Source organism: Streptomyces sp. NRRL F-5727, assembly GCF_000719555.1.
GTDB lineage: Bacteria > Actinomycetota > Actinomycetes > Streptomycetales > Streptomycetaceae > Streptomyces.
In genome coordinates this window covers 182586-201549 of the sequence record NZ_JOGX01000008.1, presented here as the reverse complement: position 1 = coordinate 201549, position 18964 = coordinate 182586, and the positions used below count along the sequence as shown (strand labels likewise).

Here is an 18964-nt window from a genome sequence, read left to right as displayed (position 1 = left end):
GGGTGGGGGAGGGGGAGGGGCCCCCGGGGAGTGCGATACGGCGGAAGGTGTGGGTGGCCGCCTCCGTAGGCCCCTACGGCGCCATGCTCGCCGACGGCAGCGAGTACCGGGGGCGGTACGGGCTGTCGGTGCGGGAGCTGGTGGCGTTCCACCGGCCGCGGGTGGAGACGCTCGCGGCGGCGGGGCCGGACGTGCTGGCGCTGGAGACGGTGCCGGACGCCGACGAGGCGGAGGCGCTGCTGCGGGCGGTCGAGGGGTGCGGGGTGCCGGTCTGGCTGTCGTACACGGTCGCCGGCGGGCGGACCCGGGCCGGGCAGGGGCTCGCGGAGGCGTTCGCGGTCGCGGTGGGGAACGAGCAGGTCGTCGCCGTCGGGGTGAACTGCTGCGAACCGGCGGAGGCCGCCGACGCCGTCGCGGCGGCCGTCGCCGCCACCGGCCTGCCGGCGGTCGTCTACCCGAACAGCGGGGAGCGCTGGGACGCCGGTGCCCGCGGCTGGCGCGGCGCACCCGCGTACGGCCCGGCCGCCGCCCCGCGCCTCGCCGCCGCCTGGACCGGCGCCGGCGCCCGCCTCGTCGGCGGCTGCTGCCGCGTGGGCCCCGAGACCGTCGCCGCCCTGGCCGACCAGCGCCCCGGGACGCCCCACCTGCCGGACTGACCCGCCGTCGCCGAGCGCCCACCCGCCGGACTGACCCGCCGTCGCCGAGTGCCCGCCCGGGGGACGGGCCGTCGCCGGACGGGCCCTCCCTCCCGAGCGCCCGCGCCGGAGCCGCCCCGGAAGCCGGCCCCCGAGGTCGGTTCCGCCGCCCAACCGAGCCCCGCCCGGCGCGGTCGGCCCGGGGAAGGAAAAGCAATGGTCGGGGTAGGGGCGGCGCGCTCATACTCGGGCGTGTGTTCCTGACGATCAGTACCACCGGCACCCCGGAGCGTCCTGCGACCGATCTCGGATTTCTGCTGCACAAGCATCCCGAGCGGGCGCAGGCGTTCTCGACCTCGCACGGCACCGCGCACGTGCTCTACCCCGAGGCGACAGCGGAGCATTGCACCGCGGCCCTGCTCCTGGAGGTGGACCCCGTGGCGCTCGTGCGCCGCGGCAAGGGCAAGGGCCGGGGCGGCGCCCCGGACGCGGCGCTCGGGCAGTATGTGAACGACCGGCCGTACGCCGCGTCCTCGCTGCTCGCGGTCGCCCTGGCGCAGGTGTTCAAGACGGCGCTGCACGGGGTGTGCAAGGCGCTGCCGGAGCGGGCGGCCGAGCCGTTGCCGTTGCGTATCGAGGTGCCGGTGCTTCCCGCCCGGGGCGGTGCCGAGCTGGTCCGGGAGCTGTTCGGGCCGCTCGGCTGGGCGACGGTGGACGCCGAACCGGTGCCGCTGGACGCGGAGTTCCCCGAGTGGGGCGACTCGCGGTACGTGCGGCTGGTGCTGGAGAGCGAGAAGCTGCGGCTGGCGGACGCGCTGAACCAGCTCTATGTGCTGCTGCCCGTCCTCGACGACGCCAAGCACTACTGGGTGGCGCCCGACGAGGTGGACAAGCTGCTGCGGGCCGGTGACGGCTGGCTGGCGTCGCATCCCCGGCGCGAGCTGATCACCACCCGCTACCTGTCGCGCCGCCGGAGCCTCGCCCGCGAGGCGTCGGAGCGGCTCGAACTGGTGCGGCTGGCCGAGGCCGACGGGCTCGACGTCGAGGACGTCGACAACGCCGTGGACGAGACGAGCGACACGGAGCAGCGGCCGGTGCCGCTCGCCGAGCACCGGCGGACCGCGATCCTGGCCGCGCTGCGCTCCGCCGGTGCCGCCCGTGTCCTCGATCTGGGCTGCGGGCAGGGCCAGTTGGTGCAGGAGCTGCTGAAGGACGTGCGGTTCACCGAGATCGTGGGGGTGGATGTGTCCGTCCGGGCGCTGACCGTGGCCGCGCGCCGGCTGCGGCTGGACCGGCTGGGTGAGCGGCAGGCCGCCCGGGTGAAGCTGGTGCAGGGCTCGCTGACGTACACGGACAAGCGGCTGGGCGGGTACGACGCCGCCGTGCTGAGCGAGGTGATCGAGCATCTGGACCTGCCGAGGCTGCCGGCCCTGGAGTACGCGGTGTTCGGCTCGGCCCGGCCCCGTACGGTCGTCGTGACCACGCCGAACGTCGAGTACAACGTGCGCTGGGAGTCGCTGCCCGCCGGGCACGTCCGGCACGGCGACCACCGGTTCGAGTGGACCCGGGCGGAGTTCCGGGAGTGGGCCGGGGGCGTGGCCGACCGGTACGGGTACGGCGTGGAGTTCGTGCCCGTCGGGGCGGACGACCCGGAGGTCGGCGCGCCCACGCAGATGGCGGTGTTCACCCGCGCGGCGACCGAGGACGACGAGAAGAAGAAGGAGGATCGGGCATGAGTGCCGACACGACCACCACCGCCACGGCGGACACCGTGGACCGCCGGGTGCTGCCCGTCACCGACCTGTCCCTCGTCGTGCTCGTCGGCGCGACCGGGTCCGGCAAGTCGTCTTTCGCGCGGCGGCACTTCAAGCCGACCGAGGTGGTGTCCTCGGACTTCTGCCGGGGGCTCGTCGCGGACGACGAGAACGACCAGTCGGCGTCCCGGGACGCCTTCGACGTGCTGCACTACATCGTCGGCAAGCGGCTCGCGGCGGGCCGGCTGACCGTCGTCGACGCCACCAACGTGCAGCGTGAGGCGCGCCGCCGGCTGGTCGAGCTGGCGCGGGCGCACGACGTGCTGCCGATCGCGATCGTGCTCGACCTGCCGGAGTCGGTGTGCCGGGCGCGGAACGCGCTGCGGGCCGACCGGGCCGGCATGCCCGACCATGTGATTCCCCGTCACCGGCGCGAGTTGCACCGGGGGTTGAAGGGTCTGGAGCGGGAGGGCTTCCGCAAGGTCCACGTCCTGCGGTCGGCCGAGGAGGTGGAGGCGGCGGAGGTCCGGCTGGAGCGCCGGTTCAACGATCTGCGGCACCTGACGGGCCCGTTCGACATCATCGGCGACATCCACGGCTGCCGGAGCGAGCTGGAGACGCTGCTCGGCCGGCTCGGCTATGTGGACGGGGTGCACCCGGAGGGGCGTACGGCGGTCTTCGTCGGCGACCTGGTCGACCGGGGGCCCGACTCGCCGGGCGTGCTGCGCCGGGTGATGGGCATGGTGGCGGCCGGGAACGCGCTGTGCGTGCCGGGCAACCACGAGAACAAGCTGGGGCGTTGGCTGAAGGGCCGGAAGGTCCAGCAGACCCACGGCCTGGCCGAGACGATCGAGCAGCTGGAGCGCGAACCGGCCGAGTTCCGCGACGAGGTGCGGACGTTCATCGACGGTCTGGTGAGTCACTACGTGCTGGACGAGGGCAGGCTGGTGGTCTGCCACGCCGGTCTGCCGGAGAAGTACCACGGCCGTACGTCGGGCCGGGTCCGGTCGCACGCGCTGTACGGCGACACCACCGGGGAGACCGACGAGTTCGGGCTGCCGGTGCGCTACCCGTGGGCGGAGGAGTACCGGGGCCGGGCGACGGTCGTCTACGGGCACACGCCGGTGCCGACGACGTCCTGGATCAACAACACCATCTGCCTGGACACGGGTGCCGTGTTCGGTGGGCGGATGACCGCGCTGCGCTGGCCGGAGCGCGAGCTCGTCGACGTGCCGGCCGAGCGGGTCTGGTACGAGCCGGCCCGTCCGCTGGCGTCGGAGGCACCGGGCGGGCACCAGGGGCGGCCGCTCGACCTGGCGGACGTCCACGGGCGGCGCACGGTGGAGACCCGGCACCTGGGCCATGTGGCGGTGCGGGAGGAGAACGCGGCGGCGGCCCTGGAGGTCATGAGCCGGTTCGCGGTCGACCCCCGGCTGCTCGCGTACCTGCCGCCGACGATGGCGCCGACGGCGACCGCGCGGGCCGAGGGCTATCTGGAGCATCCGGCGGAGGCGTTCGCCCAGTACCGGGCGGACGGCGTCGAGCGGGTCGTGTGCGAGGAGAAGCACATGGGTTCGCGGGCGGTGGCGCTGGTCTGCCGGGACGCGGACGCGGCCCGGGAGCGGTTCGGCGTGGACGGGCCGACGGGTGCGCTGCACACCCGTACCGGCCGGCCGTTCTTCGACGACGAGGACGCCACCGAGCAGGTCCTGGCGCGGCTGCGGACGGCGATCGGCGCGGCCGGGCTGTGGGACGAGCTGGACACGGACTGGCTGCTGTTCGACGGCGAGTTGATGCCGTGGTCGCTGAAGTCGGGCGGTCTGCTGCGGCACCAGTACGCGGCGGTCGGCGCGGCCTCCGGGGCCGTACTGCCGCAGGCCGTACGGGCGTTGAAGTCGGCCGTGGCGCGCGGGGTCGAGGGCCTGGACGGGCTGCTCGCCGCGCAGCGCGAACGGGCGGCGGACGCGGGCGCGTTCACCGAGGCGTACCGGCGGTACTGCTGGCCGACGGAGGGGCTGGACGGGGTGCGGTTCGCGCCGTTCCAGCTGCTCGCGGGGCGCGGCCGGATGCTGGCGGACGTGCCGCACGACACCCAGTTGGGGTGGCTGGACCGGCTCGTGGAGCACGATCCGACGGGGCTGCTCCAGGTGACGCGGCGGATCGTCGTCGACACGGGCGACGAGGCGTCCGTCCGGGCGGGCACCGACTGGTGGCTGGAGCTGACCGGCGCCGGCGGCGAGGGCATGGTCGTGAAGCCGCTCGCCGCGCTGGTGAAGGACGGCTCGGGCCGTCCGCTGCAGCCGGGCGTGAAGGTGCGCGGCCGGGAGTACCTGCGGATCGTGTACGGCCCCGAGTACACCCGTCCGGAGAACCTGGCGCGGCTGCGGGAGCGTTTCCTCGGGCACAAGCGCTCGCTCGCGCTGCGCGAGTACGCGCTCGGCCTGGAGGCGCTGGAGCGGCTGGCGGCCGGGGAGCCGCTGTGGCGGGTGCACGAGGCGGTCTTCGCGGTGCTGGCGCTGGAGTCGGAGCCGGTCGACCCGCGGCTTTAGGGGCCGGTGGGCCTGTGGACCAGAGGCTGTGGGGGGCCGGTGACCTGAGGCTGTAGGGGGCCGGTGCCCCGCGGCTGGAGGCCCGGTGTCCCGCGGCCGTAGGCGGGGGCGGCCGGCAAAGGGCCCGAGGAGCGGGTCGCAAGGGGCCCGAGGAGCGGCCCCGGTGCGGAATTCGGCCGTGCGCGTGCCACGCGCACGGCCGTCCGCTCCGTCAGGATGGGCGCATGGGATTCCATGTCGACTCCGAGACCGGCCGGCTCCGCCGCGTGATCCTCCACCGCCCCGATCTGGAGCTGAAGCGGCTGACCCCGACCAACAAGGACGCCCTGCTCTTCGACGACGTGCTGTGGGTGCGGCGCGCCCGTCAGGAGCACGACGGCTTCGCGGACGTGCTGCGTGACCGGGGCGTCGAGGTGCACCTCTTCGGTGATCTGCTGCGGGAGGCGCTGGACGTGCCCGCGGCCCGGGCGCTCGTCCTCGACCGGGTCTTCGACGAGAAGGAGTACGGTCCGCTCGCCGCCGACCACCTGCGGGCGGCGTTCGACTCGCTCGACCCGGGCGCTCTGGTGGAGGCGCTGGTCGGCGGGATGACGAAGCGTGAGTTCCTGGCCGCGCACCGGGAGCCGACGTCGGTCCGCTTCCACGCGCTGGAACTGGACGACTTCGTCCTCGGTCCGCTGCCGAACCACCTCTTCACCCGGGACACCTCGGCGTGGATCTACGACGGGGTGTCGATCAACGCGATGCGCTGGCCCGCGCGGCAGCGCGAGACGGTCCACTTCGAGGCGATCTACAAGCACCATCCCCTGTTCACGGGGCCGGAGGCCGGGCCGTTCCACCACTGGTCGGAGGGGCAGGCGGACTACCCGTCGACGATCGAGGGCGGGGACGTGCTGGTCATCGGCAACGGCGCGGTGCTCATCGGGATGAGCGAGCGGACCACCCCGCAGGCGGTGGAGATGCTGGCGCGGGGGCTGTTCGCGGCGGGTTCGGCGCGGACGATCGTGGCGCTCGACATGCCGAAGCGGCGGGCGTTCATGCACCTCGACACGGTCATGACGATGGTGGACGGGGACACCTTCACCCAGTACGCGGGGCTGGGGATGCTGCGCTCGTACACGATCGAGCCGGGCGACGAGGGGCAGGCGCTGCGGGTCACCGACCATCCGCCGGAGCACATGCACAGCGCGATCGCGGCGGCGCTGGGGCTCCAGGACGTGCGGGTGCTGACGGCGACGCAGGACGTGCACGCGGCGGAACGGGAGCAGTGGGACGACGGCTGCAACGTGCTGGCGGTGGAGCCGGGGGTGGTGGTGGCGTACGAGCGGAACGTCACGACCAACACGCATCTGCGGAAGCGGGGCATCGAGGTGATCGAGATCCCGGGGAGCGAGCTGGGCCGGGGCAGGGGCGGCCCGCGCTGCATGAGCTGCCCGGTGGTCCGGGACCCGGTGTGAGGGGGCGCGCCGGGGGCGGGGTGTCCGTGCGGCGGCGGGGTGTGAGGGGCCTCGCATCCCCAGTCTGTATAAGCATGCCGAGTTACGTATAGACTTCCACCGTCCCGCAGTGCCCCGCAGCACCCGTCCCGACCGTACCCACCCTCAGGAGCGCCCCGCCATGGCCCTTGACCTCTCCGGCCGCCACTTCCTCAAGGAGCTGGACTTCACCGCCGAGGAGTTCCGCGGCCTGGTCGACCTCGCCGCCGAGCTGAAGGCCGCCAAGAAGGCGGGTACCGAGGTGCAGCGGCTGCGCGGCCGGAACATCGCCCTGATCTTCGAGAAGACCTCCACCCGCACCCGCTGCGCCTTCGAGGTCGCCGCCGCCGACCAGGGCGCCTCCACCACCTACCTCGACCCCTCCGGCTCGCAGATGGGGCACAAGGAGTCGGTGCGCGACACCGCCCGCGTCCTCGGCCGGATGTACGACGGCATCGAGTACCGGGGCGACAGCCAGGGCACCGTGGACGAGCTGGCCGCCTTCGCCGGCGTGCCCGTCTTCAACGGCCTGACCGACGACTGGCACCCCACCCAGATGCTCGCCGACGTGCTCACCATGACCGAGCACAGCGACAAGCCGCTGGAGGACGTCAGCTTCGCGTACCTCGGCGACGCCCGCTTCAACATGGGCAACTCCTACCTCGTCACCGGCGCCCTGCTCGGCATGGACGTGCGGATCGTCGCCCCCCAGGCGTACTGGCCGGCCGACGAGGTCGTCGCCGCCGCCCGTGAGCTCGCCGCGAAGAGCGGCGCCACCCTCACCCTCACCGAGTCCGTCGCCGACGGCGTCCGGGGCGCCGACTTCGTCGTCACCGACGTGTGGGTGTCGATGGGCGAGCCCAAGGAGGTGTGGGACGAGCGGATCACCGCCCTCGCCCCGTACGCCGTCACCATGGACGTCCTGCGCGCCACCGGGAACCCGGACGTCAAGTTCATGCACTGCCTGCCCGCCTACCACGACCTGGGCACCAAGGTCGCCCGCGAGATCCACGACCGCTACGGGCTGACCGAGCTGGAGGTCTCCGACGAGGTCTTCGAGTCGGCGCACTCGGTCGTCTTCGACGAGGCCGAGAACCGGCTGCACACCATCAAGGCGGTCCTCGTCGCGACCCTCGCCGGCCCGGCCTCGGCGTAGCCCTCACGCCCTCCGCTGGGCGGGCACCCGCGGCAGCGTGAACCAGACCGCCTTGCCGTGCGCGGTCGGGCGGTGGCCGCAGTCGCTGCTGAGCGCCCGGATCAGCAGCAGCCCGCGGCCGTGCTCCTGCCAGGGGTCGACCTCGGCGTCCGGATCCGGGCACTCCAGCTGCCCGGGCCGGGCCGGATCGGGGTCGTGCACCTCGATCTGACAGCCGCCCGGCGCGGCCAGCAGCTCCACGATCAGCTCGATGGGCCCCTGGGCCGAGGTGTGCTCGACCGCGTTGGCCACCAGCTCGGCGGTGAGCAGCTCGGCGGTGTCCCGGTCCGGCCGCTCGGGCGCGTCGGGGCCGATCTCGCCGAGCGCGGTACGGACCAGGGCGCGGGCGAGCGGCACGGCGGCGGTGGTACGCGGCAGTGGGACGCGCCAGCAGGCTCCGGGCACGGCAGGCGCGGCACGTACGGCGGGCGCGGCGATCGAGGCGGCCGGGACGGCTGGGACGGGTGTGGGGCCGGTGACATCGGGCATGGGGGCGGGCTCCCTTTGCCGGTGGTTGAGGGGCGGGCGACTTGCCGGTGTTTGGGGGGGGCGACGGGAAACGGCGAGGGGCGCGACCCGAGACGTCCTGGTTTCAACCATAGTGGGGGGCGATTCCCGGCCACAGAGACCCCCCTCCCGAGCCCGCCGGGACCGACGCCCCGCCGGGGCAGGACCTAGGACGGGAACCTGGGGCGGGGCGCGGGGAGGGCATCCGGAAGGGACCCGGGGAAGGGCCCGGGGAACGACCCGGAAGGGGCTCAGGGGCGGGCCCCGGGGAGGCCCGTCCTACAGGTCCTTCTCCACGGCCCGTACGTACTCCGCGCCGCGCTCCCACAGCAGCGCGTGCAGCTCCGCGAAGACCTCCGCCGACCGTCGGCCCGGCCAGTCCGCGGGCAGCAGCTCGGCCGGCAGCACCGGGTCCGCGTACGGCAGCCGGCGCCAGGAGTCCAGGGTCAGCAGATAGTCCCGGTAGGCGTCCGCCACCGTCCCCGGGGCCGCCCGCCAGGCGGCGAGCACCGGCTCGTGACCGGCCAGGAACTCCTCGTGCAGCCGCGCGATCGCCGGCAGGTCCCACCAGCGGGCCACCGCCTCCGCCGTGGCCGCGTACCCCAGGTGCTCGCCGCGGAAGAAGTCCACGTACGAGGAGAGGTCCAGCCGCTCCAGGGCGTGGCGGGTCTCCTCGTACAGCCGGGCCGGCGCGATCCACACGCCCGGCGCCGCCGTCCCGAAACCGAGCCGGCCGAGCCGGGAGCGCAGCAGGTGGCGCTTGTGCCGCTCCTGCTCCGGGACCGAGAAGACGGCGAGGACCCAGCCGTCCGAGAGGGACGGCTCCGTCCTCGCGTAGATCCGCCGGTCGCCGTCCTCCAGGAGCCGCCGGGCGTCGTCGGAGAGCGCGTAGCCGGCCGCGCCGTCGGGGGTCCGGCGGGCCAGCAGCAGCCCGCGCCGCTTCAGCCGGGACACCGAGGAGCGCACCGACGGGGCGTCCACGCCGACCGCCGCGAGCAGCCGGATGAGCGCGGCGACCGGCATCGGCGTCTCCTCGGACGGTCGGCCGTAGGCGCCGTAGAGCGAGACGATCAGGGAACGGGGGGTGTGCTGCTCGGCCACGTGATCACTTTAGGCCGTGTCGCGCGGCCGGGTCGGCCCCCGGTCCCGTCCGGCCGCGCAGCCGGTGGCGCTGGAGCTTGCCGGTGGCGGTGCGGGGGAGGGCGTCCAGGAAGACGACCGCGCGGGGGGACTTGTACGGGTCGAGGCGGGCGCGGACGTACGCGCGCAGCGCGGCGGCGGTGGCCGCGTCGCGCGGCACCCCGTCCCGTACCACCGCGTAGGCGACGACGACCTGGCCGCGCAGCGGGTCCGGACGGCCCACGACCGCCGTGTCGACGACGTCCGGGTGGCCGAGGAGCACCTCCTCCACCTGGGGGCCCGCTATGGTGTACCCGGCCGAGATGATCATGTCGTCGGCGCGGGAGACGTACCGGAACCGGCCGTCGGGCTCGCGGACGTACCGGTCGCCGGTGATGTTCCAGCCGTGCCGGACGTACTCCGTCTGGCGCGGGTTGGCCAGGTAGCGGCAGCCGATCGGGCCGCGGACCGCGAGCAGGCCCTCCCGGCCGTCGGGGACGGGCCGCCCGTCCGGGCCGAGGACGGCGGCCTGCCAGCCCGGCACCGGGCGGCCGGTGGTGCCGGGGCGGCTGTCGGCGTCCGCGGCGGCGAGGAAGACGTGGAGGAGCTCGGTGGTGCCGATGCCGTTGATGAGACGGAGCCCGGTCCTGGCGTACCAGGCGGTCCAGACGGCGTCGGGCAGGTTCTCGCCGGCCGAGACGCAGCGGCGCAGCGAGGACAGGTCGGCGGTCGAGCCGCCGTCGAGCAGGCCGGCCATCGCCCGGTAGGCGGTGGGCGCGGTGAAGAGCACCGAGACCCGGTGCCGGCCGATCGCGGCGAGCAGCTGCTGCGGCCCGGCCCGGTCGAGGAGGACGGCGCTGGCCCCGGCGCGCAGCGGGAACACGAGCAGCCCGCCCAGGCCGAAGGTGAAGGCGAGCTGCGGGGAGCCGGCGAAGACGTCGTCCGGACGGGGCCGCAGGACGTGCGCCGAGAAGGTGTCGGCGGCGGCCAGGACGTCCCGGTGGAAGTGGACGCAGCCCTTGGGCCGGCCGGTGGTGCCGGAGGTGAAGGCGATCAGCGCCACGTCGTCGGCGGCGGTGTCCGCCGCCCGGAAGGGGCGGGCGGTCCGGCGCCCGGCGAGGGCGAGGAGGTCGCCGGGCCCCTCGCCGCCGTACGGGACGACCGCCAGGTCCGGGACGCCGGCGGCCCGCAGCTCGGCGAGCGCGTCCGCGGCGCACAGCGCCAGCGAGCAGGCGGCGGTCTCCGCGGCGACGGCGAGCTCGGCGGCCCGCTGCTGCGCCGGGACGGTGACGGCGATCCCGCCGGCCTTCACGACCGCGAGCCAGCAGGCGGCGAGCCAGGGCGTGGTCGGGCCGCGCAGCAGGACCCGGTTGCCGGGCCGCAGCCCCAGGTCGCCGGTGAGGGCGTGGGCGATCCGGTCGACGTGCTCGCGCAGCTCCCCGTAGCTCCAGGTGCCGCCCTCGCCGTCGTGGAAGGCGGGACGGGCGGCGCCGAACCGTTCCGTCGTCGCGTCGAGGAGTTCGGCGGCGCAGTTGAGCCGTTCGGGGTAGCCGAGTCCGGGCAGCTCGAAGAGCAGCCGGGGCCACTGCGCGGCGGGCGGCAGCCGGTCGCGGGCGAAGGGGTCCAGGTGCCCGGAGGGCGTCAGCTCCACGGGACCCGCCCTCCGCGCGGCGGTGGGGGGTGGGGGAGCGGCGGCACGGACGGGCGGGCGGCGGCCCGGCGACGTATCGTGTCGATGACGGACGTCACCTGTCCGCGACAGGGCGGCGTCGTCGCACCGCCCGGTCCGGGCCGGGGACGGCGACCGGGACGCCCGAGGGCGTCGGAGAGGGCCCACATGCGGGCATTCTCACCCCATTCACCGACAGGGGCACGACGGACGACCTGACGGCCTCCACCCACCTCCCACTCCGGTCGAGGAGCCGCCCCATGAGCCTGCACCGCCACAACCCCGCGGAACTCCCCCCGCCCGCCGGCTTCGCGCACGCGGTCACCGCCAACGGCAGCCGGCTGGTCTTCCTCTCCGGACAGACGGCGCTCGACGGCGCCGGCACCGTCGTCGGCTCCACGCTGACCGAGCAGTTCGCCGCGGCGCTCGGCAACCTCCTCGTCGCCCTGCGGCACGCCGGCGGAGCCCCCGCCGACCTGGCCCGGCTCACGGTCCACACGACCGACATGGCGGCCTACCGCGCCGAGGCCGCCGAACTGGACCGCGTCTGGCGGCGGATGGCCGGCATCGACTATCCGGCGCTCACGGTGGTGGAGGTCGTACGGCTCCGGGAGGAGCGGGCGCTCGTCGAACTCGACGGCTTCGCCGTGCTGGAGGAGCCGGGCGGCGTCTGACCGGCGCACGGCGGTGCCCGACGGCGGGCACGGCGGACGCGGCATGCGCGGAGGGCGCGGGGGCGCGGGGGGCCCAACGGACGCGGCATGCTCGGCGGGTGCGGAGAGCGCGTGCCGCACGCCGCTTGATCGACTGGTCGCGTCCGGAGGCCGGGCTTAGTGTCGAAAGGTGGACCGACCGGCCCACGTCTCCTGGGGTGAGGGCGCGACGCGCCATGAGCGATCATGAGTAGTACACCGAAGCGGACGACTCCGGCGGTGGAATCCACTCCCACCGGCGCGGGCGACGGCAAGGGCATCGCCCTCTTCGTCATCGCCTCCTGCCAGCTGATGGTCGTCCTGGACATCACCATCGTCAACATCGCGCTCCCGCACATCCAGAGCGCCCTCGACTTCTCGACCACCAGCCTCTCCTGGGTGGTCAACGCCTACACGCTGACCTTCGGCGGACTGCTGCTGCTCGGCGGGCGGGCCGGCGACATCCTCGGCAGGCGCCGCGTCTTCATCTTCGGCGTGCTGCTCTTCGGACTCGCCTCCCTGCTCGGCGGATTCGCGCAGGAGTCGTGGCAACTCCTCGCGGCCCGCGCCCTCCAGGGCGTCGGCGGCGCGATCGCCTCGCCGACCTCGCTCTCGCTGATCACCACCACCTTCGAGGAAGGCCCGGAACGCAACCGGGCGTTCGGCGTGTTCGCGGGTGTCTCGGCGGGCGGCGGAGCGATCGGTCTGCTCGCGGGCGGGATGCTCGTCGAATGGCTCGACTGGCGCTGGATCTTCTTCGTGAACGTGCCGATCGCGCTGATGATCGCCCTGCTGACGCCACGTCACGTCAAGGAGTCCGAGCGGCACCCGGGCCACTTCGACCTGGCGGGCGCGCTGACGTCGACGCTCGGCATGGTGGCGCTGGTGTACGGCTTCATCCGGGCCGCGCAGGAGGGCTGGAGCGACCCGTGGACGATCGCCTCGTTCTGCGCGGCGGTGGTCCTGCTGGTCACCTTCATCCTGGTGGAGCGCAGGAGCCGGCAGCCGATCACCCCGCTGCACATGTTCGCGGACCGCAACAGGGCCGGCACGTACGGCATGATGCTCTGCCTGGCGGCGGCGATCTTCGGGATGTTCTTCTTCCTGACCCTCTTCGTGCAGCAGGTCCTCGGCTTCAGCGCCCTGGAGGCGGGACTCGCCTTCCTGCCGGTCAGCGCGGTGATCGCGGTGGTGGCCGGCATCACCTCCCAACTCCTGCCGAAGTTCGGCCCGAAGCCCTTCATGGTCCTCGGCGCCCTCTGCCTGGCCGCGGGCCTCTCCTGGCTGACCCTGACGAACGTGCACTCCACCTACGCGGGCTCGATCCTCGGCCCGATGCTCGTCTTCAGCGCCGGCATGGGCCTGATGTTCGTCTCGCTGACCCTGATGGCCCTCTCCAACGTCCAGCCCGCCGAGTCCGGAGCGGCCTCCGGCCTGCTCAACGCGACCCAGCAGGTGGGCGGTTCGCTCGGCCTCTCCATCCTGGTCACCGTCTTCGGCACCGCCAGCCGCAACGAGGCCGACGAACAGGTCCCGGCCTTCCTCGCCCAGGCGAGCCCCGCGGAGAAGGTCCGCTTCGCCGAGACCGGCCAACTCCCGCCCCCCTGGAGCGACGAGGTCCTCACCTCGGGCGTCTCGGCCGGCTTCATCGTCGCCGCGGCCTTCGCGGTGGTCGCCTTCCTGATCGCCCTCTTCGTCATCCAGGTCCGCCCCTCGGACATCGAACGCCTGAAGGGCGGCGGGGTGATGCCGGGCGGGTGAGCACCCGCCCGGCGGCCCTCACTTCTGCGACGGCAGGACGCTGGTCGGGGCCGTGAGGTCGCGGTCCTCGGCGAACTGCCCCCGGCCCTGCTCGCCGAGCCGGCCGAGACGGACGAGCTGCGTGTCCTGCGCGGCCCGGTCACCGGAGGCCATCGCGCTCCGCAGGGTGTCCCGGGCGTCGAGCACCTCGGTGCGCAGGGTGGCCGGATAGGACTCCTGCTCGGCGAGGCGGATCGCGTACAGCGCGGTGCGGACCGTCGGGTCGATTCCGGGCCACAGGGTCTCCACCCGTTCCGTGGCCGTCCGCAGGGCGTCGGTGTCCATCGTCTCGCGCGCGTCCTTGACGGCCTCGCCCGCCTTCCGCAGATCCTCCAGGAGCGCGGGCGGCAGCAGGCCGCGGCCGCCCGTGGAGATGATCCACGCCCCCACCTGGGCGCTCCTGGCCCGGGTGCACAGGTCCAGGGTGTCGCGGGCGGAGTCGAGGAACCCGTCGAGGGACCGGCTCACGGGCTCGCCGCGACCGAGGGCCGCGAGGTCCTCCGTGAACTCGGTGAGCGCGTCGATCTCGGCGTGGGTGAGCTCCTGCCGCCAGGTGTCCAGGTAGGTGGCGTAGCCGGCCCGGAGGGCGGCGGCCCTCCGGCCGACGGACGCGGAGACGACGCTGCGCCGGAGCCGGGCCCCGTGCTCGTCGCCGGAGCCGATGCGGTACTTGAGGGCGATGGTCCGGTCGGCGTCGAGCCGTACGTACAGGGTGAGCGGCAGCTCGCCGCGGAGCCCCCCGGGCTGTTCGTGGAGGAAGCCGCCGCAGAAGTCGTTGCGCTGCGCGGAGCGGAGGTGACGGCCCTCCCAGAGGTTGAACCGGACGGCGGTGCCGTTGTCGCCGCGGATCTCGAGGTCGTCCACCCGGTGCCATTCGGTCGGGTACGGGGTGCCCCCGGGGAAGAGCACCTTCAGGGTGCCGTCCCGCAGCTCCATGCCGATGGGCTGGGCCGTGACCTGCTCGGCGAGCGCCGTGCCGAAGTCGCCTCCGCAGTTCGAACAGGCGCTCAGACCGGGGGCGTTGATCATGTCGCAGCTGGGGCACTTCAGGCCGCCGGTGTCCAGGGGCGCGTCGCAGTCGCCGCACACGGCCGCCGTGGCCGGGTTGTCGTCGCGGCCGCAGGCCGGGCAGGTGACGAGCGCGACGGCGGGCGCGGCGGCGCGCAGCCCGGACAGGTCCGCGGCGCAGACGGGGCAGGCGGCGGTGGACTCGGCGGCGGGGACGTGACAGCCCGGGCAGTCGACGGTGGCCGGGCCGAGCAGGGGCGTGGCGCAGTCCGGGCAGGCGTCGGCGTCGACGGGGATCCGCTCGCCGGTGCAGGTCTCCGACGGGCAGTCGAGCGTGTCGAGGAGCCCGGCCTCCACGGCGGCGCCGTGGGCGACCGCCGTCATGGGGTCCACCGCGTCCGACACCGTGTCCGCGCCGAAGAGGTCCTGGAGGCCGCGCCGGACGGCCGGGACGAGGGTGGAGCCGCCGACCAGCAGGACCCGCTGGACGTCCTCGGGCGTCGCGCTGTACTCGGTCAGCACCTGCTCGACCGTCTCCCGCATCCTGCGCAGGTGGCCCGTGAGGAGCTGCTCGAACTCGGCGCGCCGCACCGTCCCCGCCCAGGAACCGCCCTGGCGTCCGAGCGGGGAGAGGACGACCTCGGAGGCGTCCTGCCCGGACAGTTCGATCTTCGCCCGCTCGGCGGCCTTCCGGATCCGGAAGGCGTCGCCCTCCCCGTCGGGCTCCCGGCCGCCGAACCGGTCCCGCAGATAGCCGTCGAGCACCGCGTCGAAGTCGGCGCCGCCGAGGAGGTTGTCCCCGCCGAGTCCGGCCACCGAGAAGTGGCCGGGGCCGATCGTCAGGAGCGACACGTCGAAGGTGCCGCCGCCCAGGTCGAAGACGAGCACGGTGGCGTACTCCTTGAGCCCGTCCTCGCCCGCCCTGACGCCGAAGGCGTGCGCGGCGGCCGTCGGTTCCTGCACGACCCGCGCCACGTGGAACCCGGCCAGCCGTCCCGCTTCGCGCACCGAGGCGATCTGCGGCTCGGCGAAGTACGCGGGCACGGTGATCACCGCCCGCCGGAACGGCACTCCCGCCGCGTCCTCGGCGTCCTTACGGAGCCGGCGGAGCAGCACGGCGGAGACCTGCACGGGGGAGAGCCAGTGCGTGCCGAGCCGCACCTGCACCGTGCCGTCGGGGCCCTCCCGGACGGGCGGGGCGTCGGCGGGGCGCGTCGCCAGCGCCTTCTGGACGAGCTCGTCGTCCCAGCGCCGCCCGATCAGCCGCTTGACCTCCGTGATCACGGAACCGGGCTGGGCGGAGCGCCAGTTGAGGGCCTCCTGTCCGACGAGCAGGCTGCCGAGCGGGTCCACCCCGACGGCCGACGGGGTGGCCTGGCCGCCGTCCCGGTTGCGCAGGACGACGGGGACTCCCTCGCGCATCCAGGCCGTGACGGAGTTGGTGGTGCCGAGATCGATGCCGAGGGTCCGGTGCATGAAGGCGCTTCCTGATCGTCGTGGTCCGGCGGAGGCGGGGCGGGCGGTGGGTCGGGTCTGGCGGGGCGCGGGTCAGTCGGTGCGGCGGGGCCGGCGGGGGCGGCGTGTCCGGCGCACCGACGGTTTGCGGAGCAGCCGCCGCTGCGCGCGGGTGGTGCGCCGCGGCTGGGCGCGTACGGCATCGGCCGCGGGCCCGGACTCCGTTACGGGACCGGGTTCGGTTTCCGGTGCGGACACGGGCTCCGGCGCGGGCCCCGGCACCGACACGACCACCTGCGCCGCCCGCAGGGTGTCGGAACCCCGCCGGAAGCCGGTGACCGTCTCCCGCAGCACGGTGCCGCCCGGATGGTCCGGGTGCGGTTCCGTGCCGACGACCCGCATCTCCGCCGGGTCGACGGCCCTGCCCACGACGTCCATCGGGCTGACGTCGTGCCGCTCGAACTCGGCGCGCAGCATCAGGTGGGCCGCGTCGATCTGCTCGCCCAGGGCCAGCGCCGCCGAGGCGGTCTCCCGGGCGGACCGCGCCGCGTGCAGGACCCCGGCCCGGAGGCGGGTGTCGGCGAGCACGTCGTCCAGCGACAGCAGCGCGCCCAGCAGGGCGTGCAGCCGGGCCTCGGCCTCGTCGCGCTTCTCGGACAGCGCGGCGACCCGGCGGCGCAGCTTGTCCAGTTCGGACGGCGGGCCGCCGGCTTCGGCGGGGAGGGGACCTGGGCCGGTCATGGGCGCTCCTCGGTGTCGTGGTGCGGCAGGGGCGGGGTGAGCATCTCGGCGACCAGCGCGGCGACGGGCGTCCGGGAGTTCTGGTTGGCCCGGTGGACCAGGGCGTGCCGGGCCGGGTCCTTCCGGGCCGCGGCGGCGGACAGCTCCGGGGCCGCCCGCCTGCGGAGGTCCACGGGCCGGGTGCCGAGCGGGGCGTCGGACAGGAGCTCGTGGAGCGTGGGCCCGAACCAGGGGAGCGGGGAGGGACCGGAGGAGGTCTGCGGGGCTTCGCTGCCGGTGCTCAAAAGAGGGTGTCCTGTCCGGAGTCGGAGGTGCGGGGGACGGGGCCCTCGCGTCGGAAGAGCGGGGCACGCGCGGGCACGCCGGCGCGGACGCCGTCCGCGCGGGCGCGGTCGTGCCGCGCCCCGTCGGTGTCGCCGGCCTGCTCGCGGGCCCGGGCGCGGCACAGGTAGGCGACCCGTACGGCCCGGTCGAGGGCCGGGTCGGCGCCGGGCCGGATCCGGCCCCGGAGGAACAGTTCGATGATGTCCGTCCAGGCCGCGTCGGCCTGGAGGTGCAGGGCGAGGTGGAGGAGCGCCCCGTCGGCCAGCCCGGCGATGTCGCCCCGGCCGGGCCCCGGGATCGCCGCGGCCGTGGCCAGCAGTTCGACCCGGCGTTCCAGTTCGGCGCGGCGGACGAGGAGGACCCCGCGCTGCCGGGCGGCCGCGACCTCCAGGGCGACGCGGTGTTCCAGGGCGGGGCCGTCCTGCGGGCCGGCGAGGGGCGCTCCCGCGACGGTGCGCGTGGCCGCGCCGACCAGGAGGGCCGCGAGCCGGTCGTCGACGCGCTCGGTGTCGTACGTGCCGGCCGGGTCCTGGTGGCGGAGCAGCGCGAGGACGGCGCCCCGGGCCTCGTCGACGCGTCCGTCGACGGCGGCGGCCACGGCGTGCTCGGTGTAGTGGTTCTCCAGCCACCGCCGGGCCGGCGCGTGGCCCGGGTGGCGGGTGAGCAGCCCGCGCACCTCGTCCGCCAGGATGCCGTCCCCCGTGTAGGTCCCCCGGAGCGCCTTCTCCAGGTCCGCCCGCAGCTGCGCGTCGAGGCCCGCGAGGGCGGCGGGGTGACCCGGTGTCACGGCCAGGGCGCGCGCGTACCATCGCCGGCTCTCCCGGGGATCGGTGCCGGCGGTCCTCTCGCCCTGCCGTACCAGCTCGGCGGTGAGTTCGGCGGTCAGGACCTCGTCGCCCGGCAGGAGGACGAGGGCCTGTTCGAGCCCGTCGATCCGTACGAGGGGCGAGTTGTCCCGCCCGGTACGGCTGCGCCCGACGTTCTTGCCCGCGCGCAGGACGTCGGCCCGCTCGTCGGCGCCGAGGGGGTGCCCGAGGCGTACCGCCGCGCCGAGGTCGGCGAGCGCCTCGCCCCACGCGCCGGCCCGCACCCGGTCCCGGCCCCGGTCCACCAGGGCCCTGCGCAGGAAGGGCGCGGCCGCGCGGTGTGCGGGAGCCTCCTCGGTCCAGGTGCCGAGGCCGGGGTGGCGGGTGGCGTAGGCCGCGAGGAGCTCGTCTCCGCGTCCGTGGTGGGCGAGCTGCCGGGCGGCCTCCTCGACGGAGACCAGGGCGTGCGGTCCCGCGTCCGTGGGCACGTCGGCGAGGAAGACCGCACCGATCTGGCACTCGGCCTCCCAGGCCGTGTGCCAGGCGGCGAGCGCGTCCCGCCCGGCCCGCACGTCGTGGGCGCGCAGCAGCTCGGCGACGCGGCCGCGGAGCTGTCCGAGGGCCTGCTCCCAGAGTTCGTCCGGTACGGGCGCGTCCCGCCGCTCCTGGAGCAGGGCGCGGAAGCCGCCCAGGTCCTCGTCCTCCAGGAGGTACGCCCACAGCACGATGACGACCGCGGCGACGCCGGCGTCGGTGTGCCGTCCCTCCCGCGCCAGTTCGCGCAGCGCGCTCACGGCGAGGGAGTGGACGATCCCGGTCTCCGCCCCGTAGGGGGCGTCGGGGCAGCGCCGGACCGCTTCCGGCCAGTTCCCGGCCCGCGCGGCCAGCGCGCCGAGGAGCACGTCGTACCGCACGGCGGCGGGATCGGTGTCGGGCGCGCCGAACTCGCTCCGGATCCGGTGGAGAAGAGGCCGCACGATGTCGAACTCGGCGCGCAGAAAAGCCCGTACGGCGGCGTCCAGCAGGGATTCCGCCGTGACGGACGGATCGGCCCCTCCGGTCGTGTCCACGCGCAAGCCCGTGCCCCCCTCGCTCCGCCCCCGACGCAGCAACACCCACGGTAGGGAGGCGTGTTGGCGAGGTCAACGCGCTCCCTGCGGGCCGGTCGACCTTGGCGCGATTTCGCCTTGGAGGGGAAGCACGACGACCGGCGCGCCGCCGTGGCGGCGGCACAC

The 18964-nt window shown here is 74.9% G+C and carries 14 protein-coding genes; 7 read left to right on the top strand and 7 right to left on the bottom strand.

All coding sequences use genetic code 11. From position 1 onward, the window contains the following. The 5 genes from mmuM to argF all read left to right on the top strand — a co-directional run. The coding region (gene mmuM, locus IF73_RS0109235; RefSeq protein WP_078867994.1) for a homocysteine S-methyltransferase at positions 1-656 on the top strand (656 nt) is incomplete at its 5' end. A 233-nt stretch (positions 657-889) separates the two neighbouring features. Continuing rightward, a complete protein-coding gene (locus IF73_RS0109230) occupies positions 890-2371 on the top strand; it encodes a 3' terminal RNA ribose 2'-O-methyltransferase Hen1 (protein ID WP_031005450.1) in 1482 nt (493 codons plus the stop codon). After that, on the top strand, positions 2368-4938 hold the full coding sequence (locus IF73_RS0109225) for a polynucleotide kinase-phosphatase (protein ID WP_031005449.1): 2571 nt from the start codon (positions 2368-2370) through the stop codon (positions 4936-4938). Before IF73_RS0109230 ends, IF73_RS0109225 begins: the two co-directional genes overlap by 4 nt. Before the next feature lie 224 nt (positions 4939-5162). Next, complete coding sequence (locus IF73_RS0109220) at positions 5163-6395, top strand: arginine deiminase (protein ID WP_031005447.1); 1233 nt, start codon at positions 5163-5165, stop codon at positions 6393-6395. Between the two features lie 160 nt (positions 6396-6555). Beyond that, positions 6556-7569, top strand: coding sequence for an ornithine carbamoyltransferase (argF, locus tag IF73_RS0109215; RefSeq protein WP_031005445.1), 1014 nt, complete (start codon positions 6556-6558; stop codon positions 7567-7569). 3 nt (positions 7570-7572) lie between these two features. Here the strand turns inward: argF and IF73_RS0109210 are convergent, their stop codons facing one another. The 3 genes from IF73_RS0109210 to IF73_RS0109200 form a co-directional block, all read right to left on the bottom strand. After that, positions 7573-8097: an ATP-binding protein gene (locus IF73_RS0109210; RefSeq protein WP_078867993.1), complete on the bottom strand. Its 525-nt coding sequence runs from the start codon at positions 8095-8097 to the stop codon at positions 7573-7575. A 297-nt stretch (positions 8098-8394) separates the two neighbouring features. Continuing rightward, the gene (locus tag IF73_RS0109205) at positions 8395-9216 is read right to left on the bottom strand and encodes a PaaX family transcriptional regulator C-terminal domain-containing protein (protein WP_031005441.1); all 822 of its coding nucleotides are present in this window, start codon (positions 9214-9216) and stop codon (positions 8395-8397) included. Positions 9217-9220: 4 nt separating this feature from the next. Further along, positions 9221-10885: an AMP-binding protein gene (locus IF73_RS0109200; RefSeq protein ID WP_051716633.1), complete on the bottom strand. Its 1665-nt coding sequence runs from the start codon at positions 10883-10885 to the stop codon at positions 9221-9223. Positions 10886-11163: 278 nt separating this feature from the next. On the opposite strand from IF73_RS0109200, the gene IF73_RS0109195 reads away from it, so the two are divergent. Beyond that, complete coding sequence (locus tag IF73_RS0109195; RefSeq protein WP_031005438.1) at positions 11164-11577, top strand: RidA family protein; 414 nt, start codon at positions 11164-11166, stop codon at positions 11575-11577. 225 nt (positions 11578-11802) lie between these two features. Next, a complete protein-coding gene (locus IF73_RS0109190) occupies positions 11803-13356 on the top strand; it encodes an MFS transporter (RefSeq protein ID WP_199806627.1) in 1554 nt (517 codons plus the stop codon). Positions 13357-13374: 18 nt separating this feature from the next. Here the strand turns inward: IF73_RS0109190 and IF73_RS38590 are convergent, their stop codons facing one another. The 4 genes from IF73_RS38590 to IF73_RS0109170 form a co-directional block, all read right to left on the bottom strand. Beyond that, the gene (locus tag IF73_RS38590; protein WP_051716632.1) at positions 13375-15879 is read right to left on the bottom strand and encodes an Hsp70 family protein; all 2505 of its coding nucleotides are present in this window, start codon (positions 15877-15879) and stop codon (positions 13375-13377) included. 72 nt (positions 15880-15951) lie between these two features. Further along, complete coding sequence (locus tag IF73_RS0109180; RefSeq protein ID WP_031005433.1) at positions 15952-16599, bottom strand: nucleotide exchange factor GrpE; 648 nt, start codon at positions 16597-16599, stop codon at positions 15952-15954. Beyond that, positions 16596-16883: a hypothetical protein gene (locus IF73_RS0109175; protein ID WP_031005431.1), complete on the bottom strand. Its 288-nt coding sequence runs from the start codon at positions 16881-16883 to the stop codon at positions 16596-16598. Before IF73_RS0109175 ends, IF73_RS0109180 begins: the two co-directional genes overlap by 4 nt. Next, a complete protein-coding gene (locus IF73_RS0109170; protein WP_158821963.1) occupies positions 16880-18805 on the bottom strand; it encodes a hypothetical protein in 1926 nt (641 codons plus the stop codon). The genes IF73_RS0109175 and IF73_RS0109170 overlap by 4 nt, the downstream gene beginning before the upstream one ends. Positions 18806-18964 lie beyond the last annotated feature (159 nt).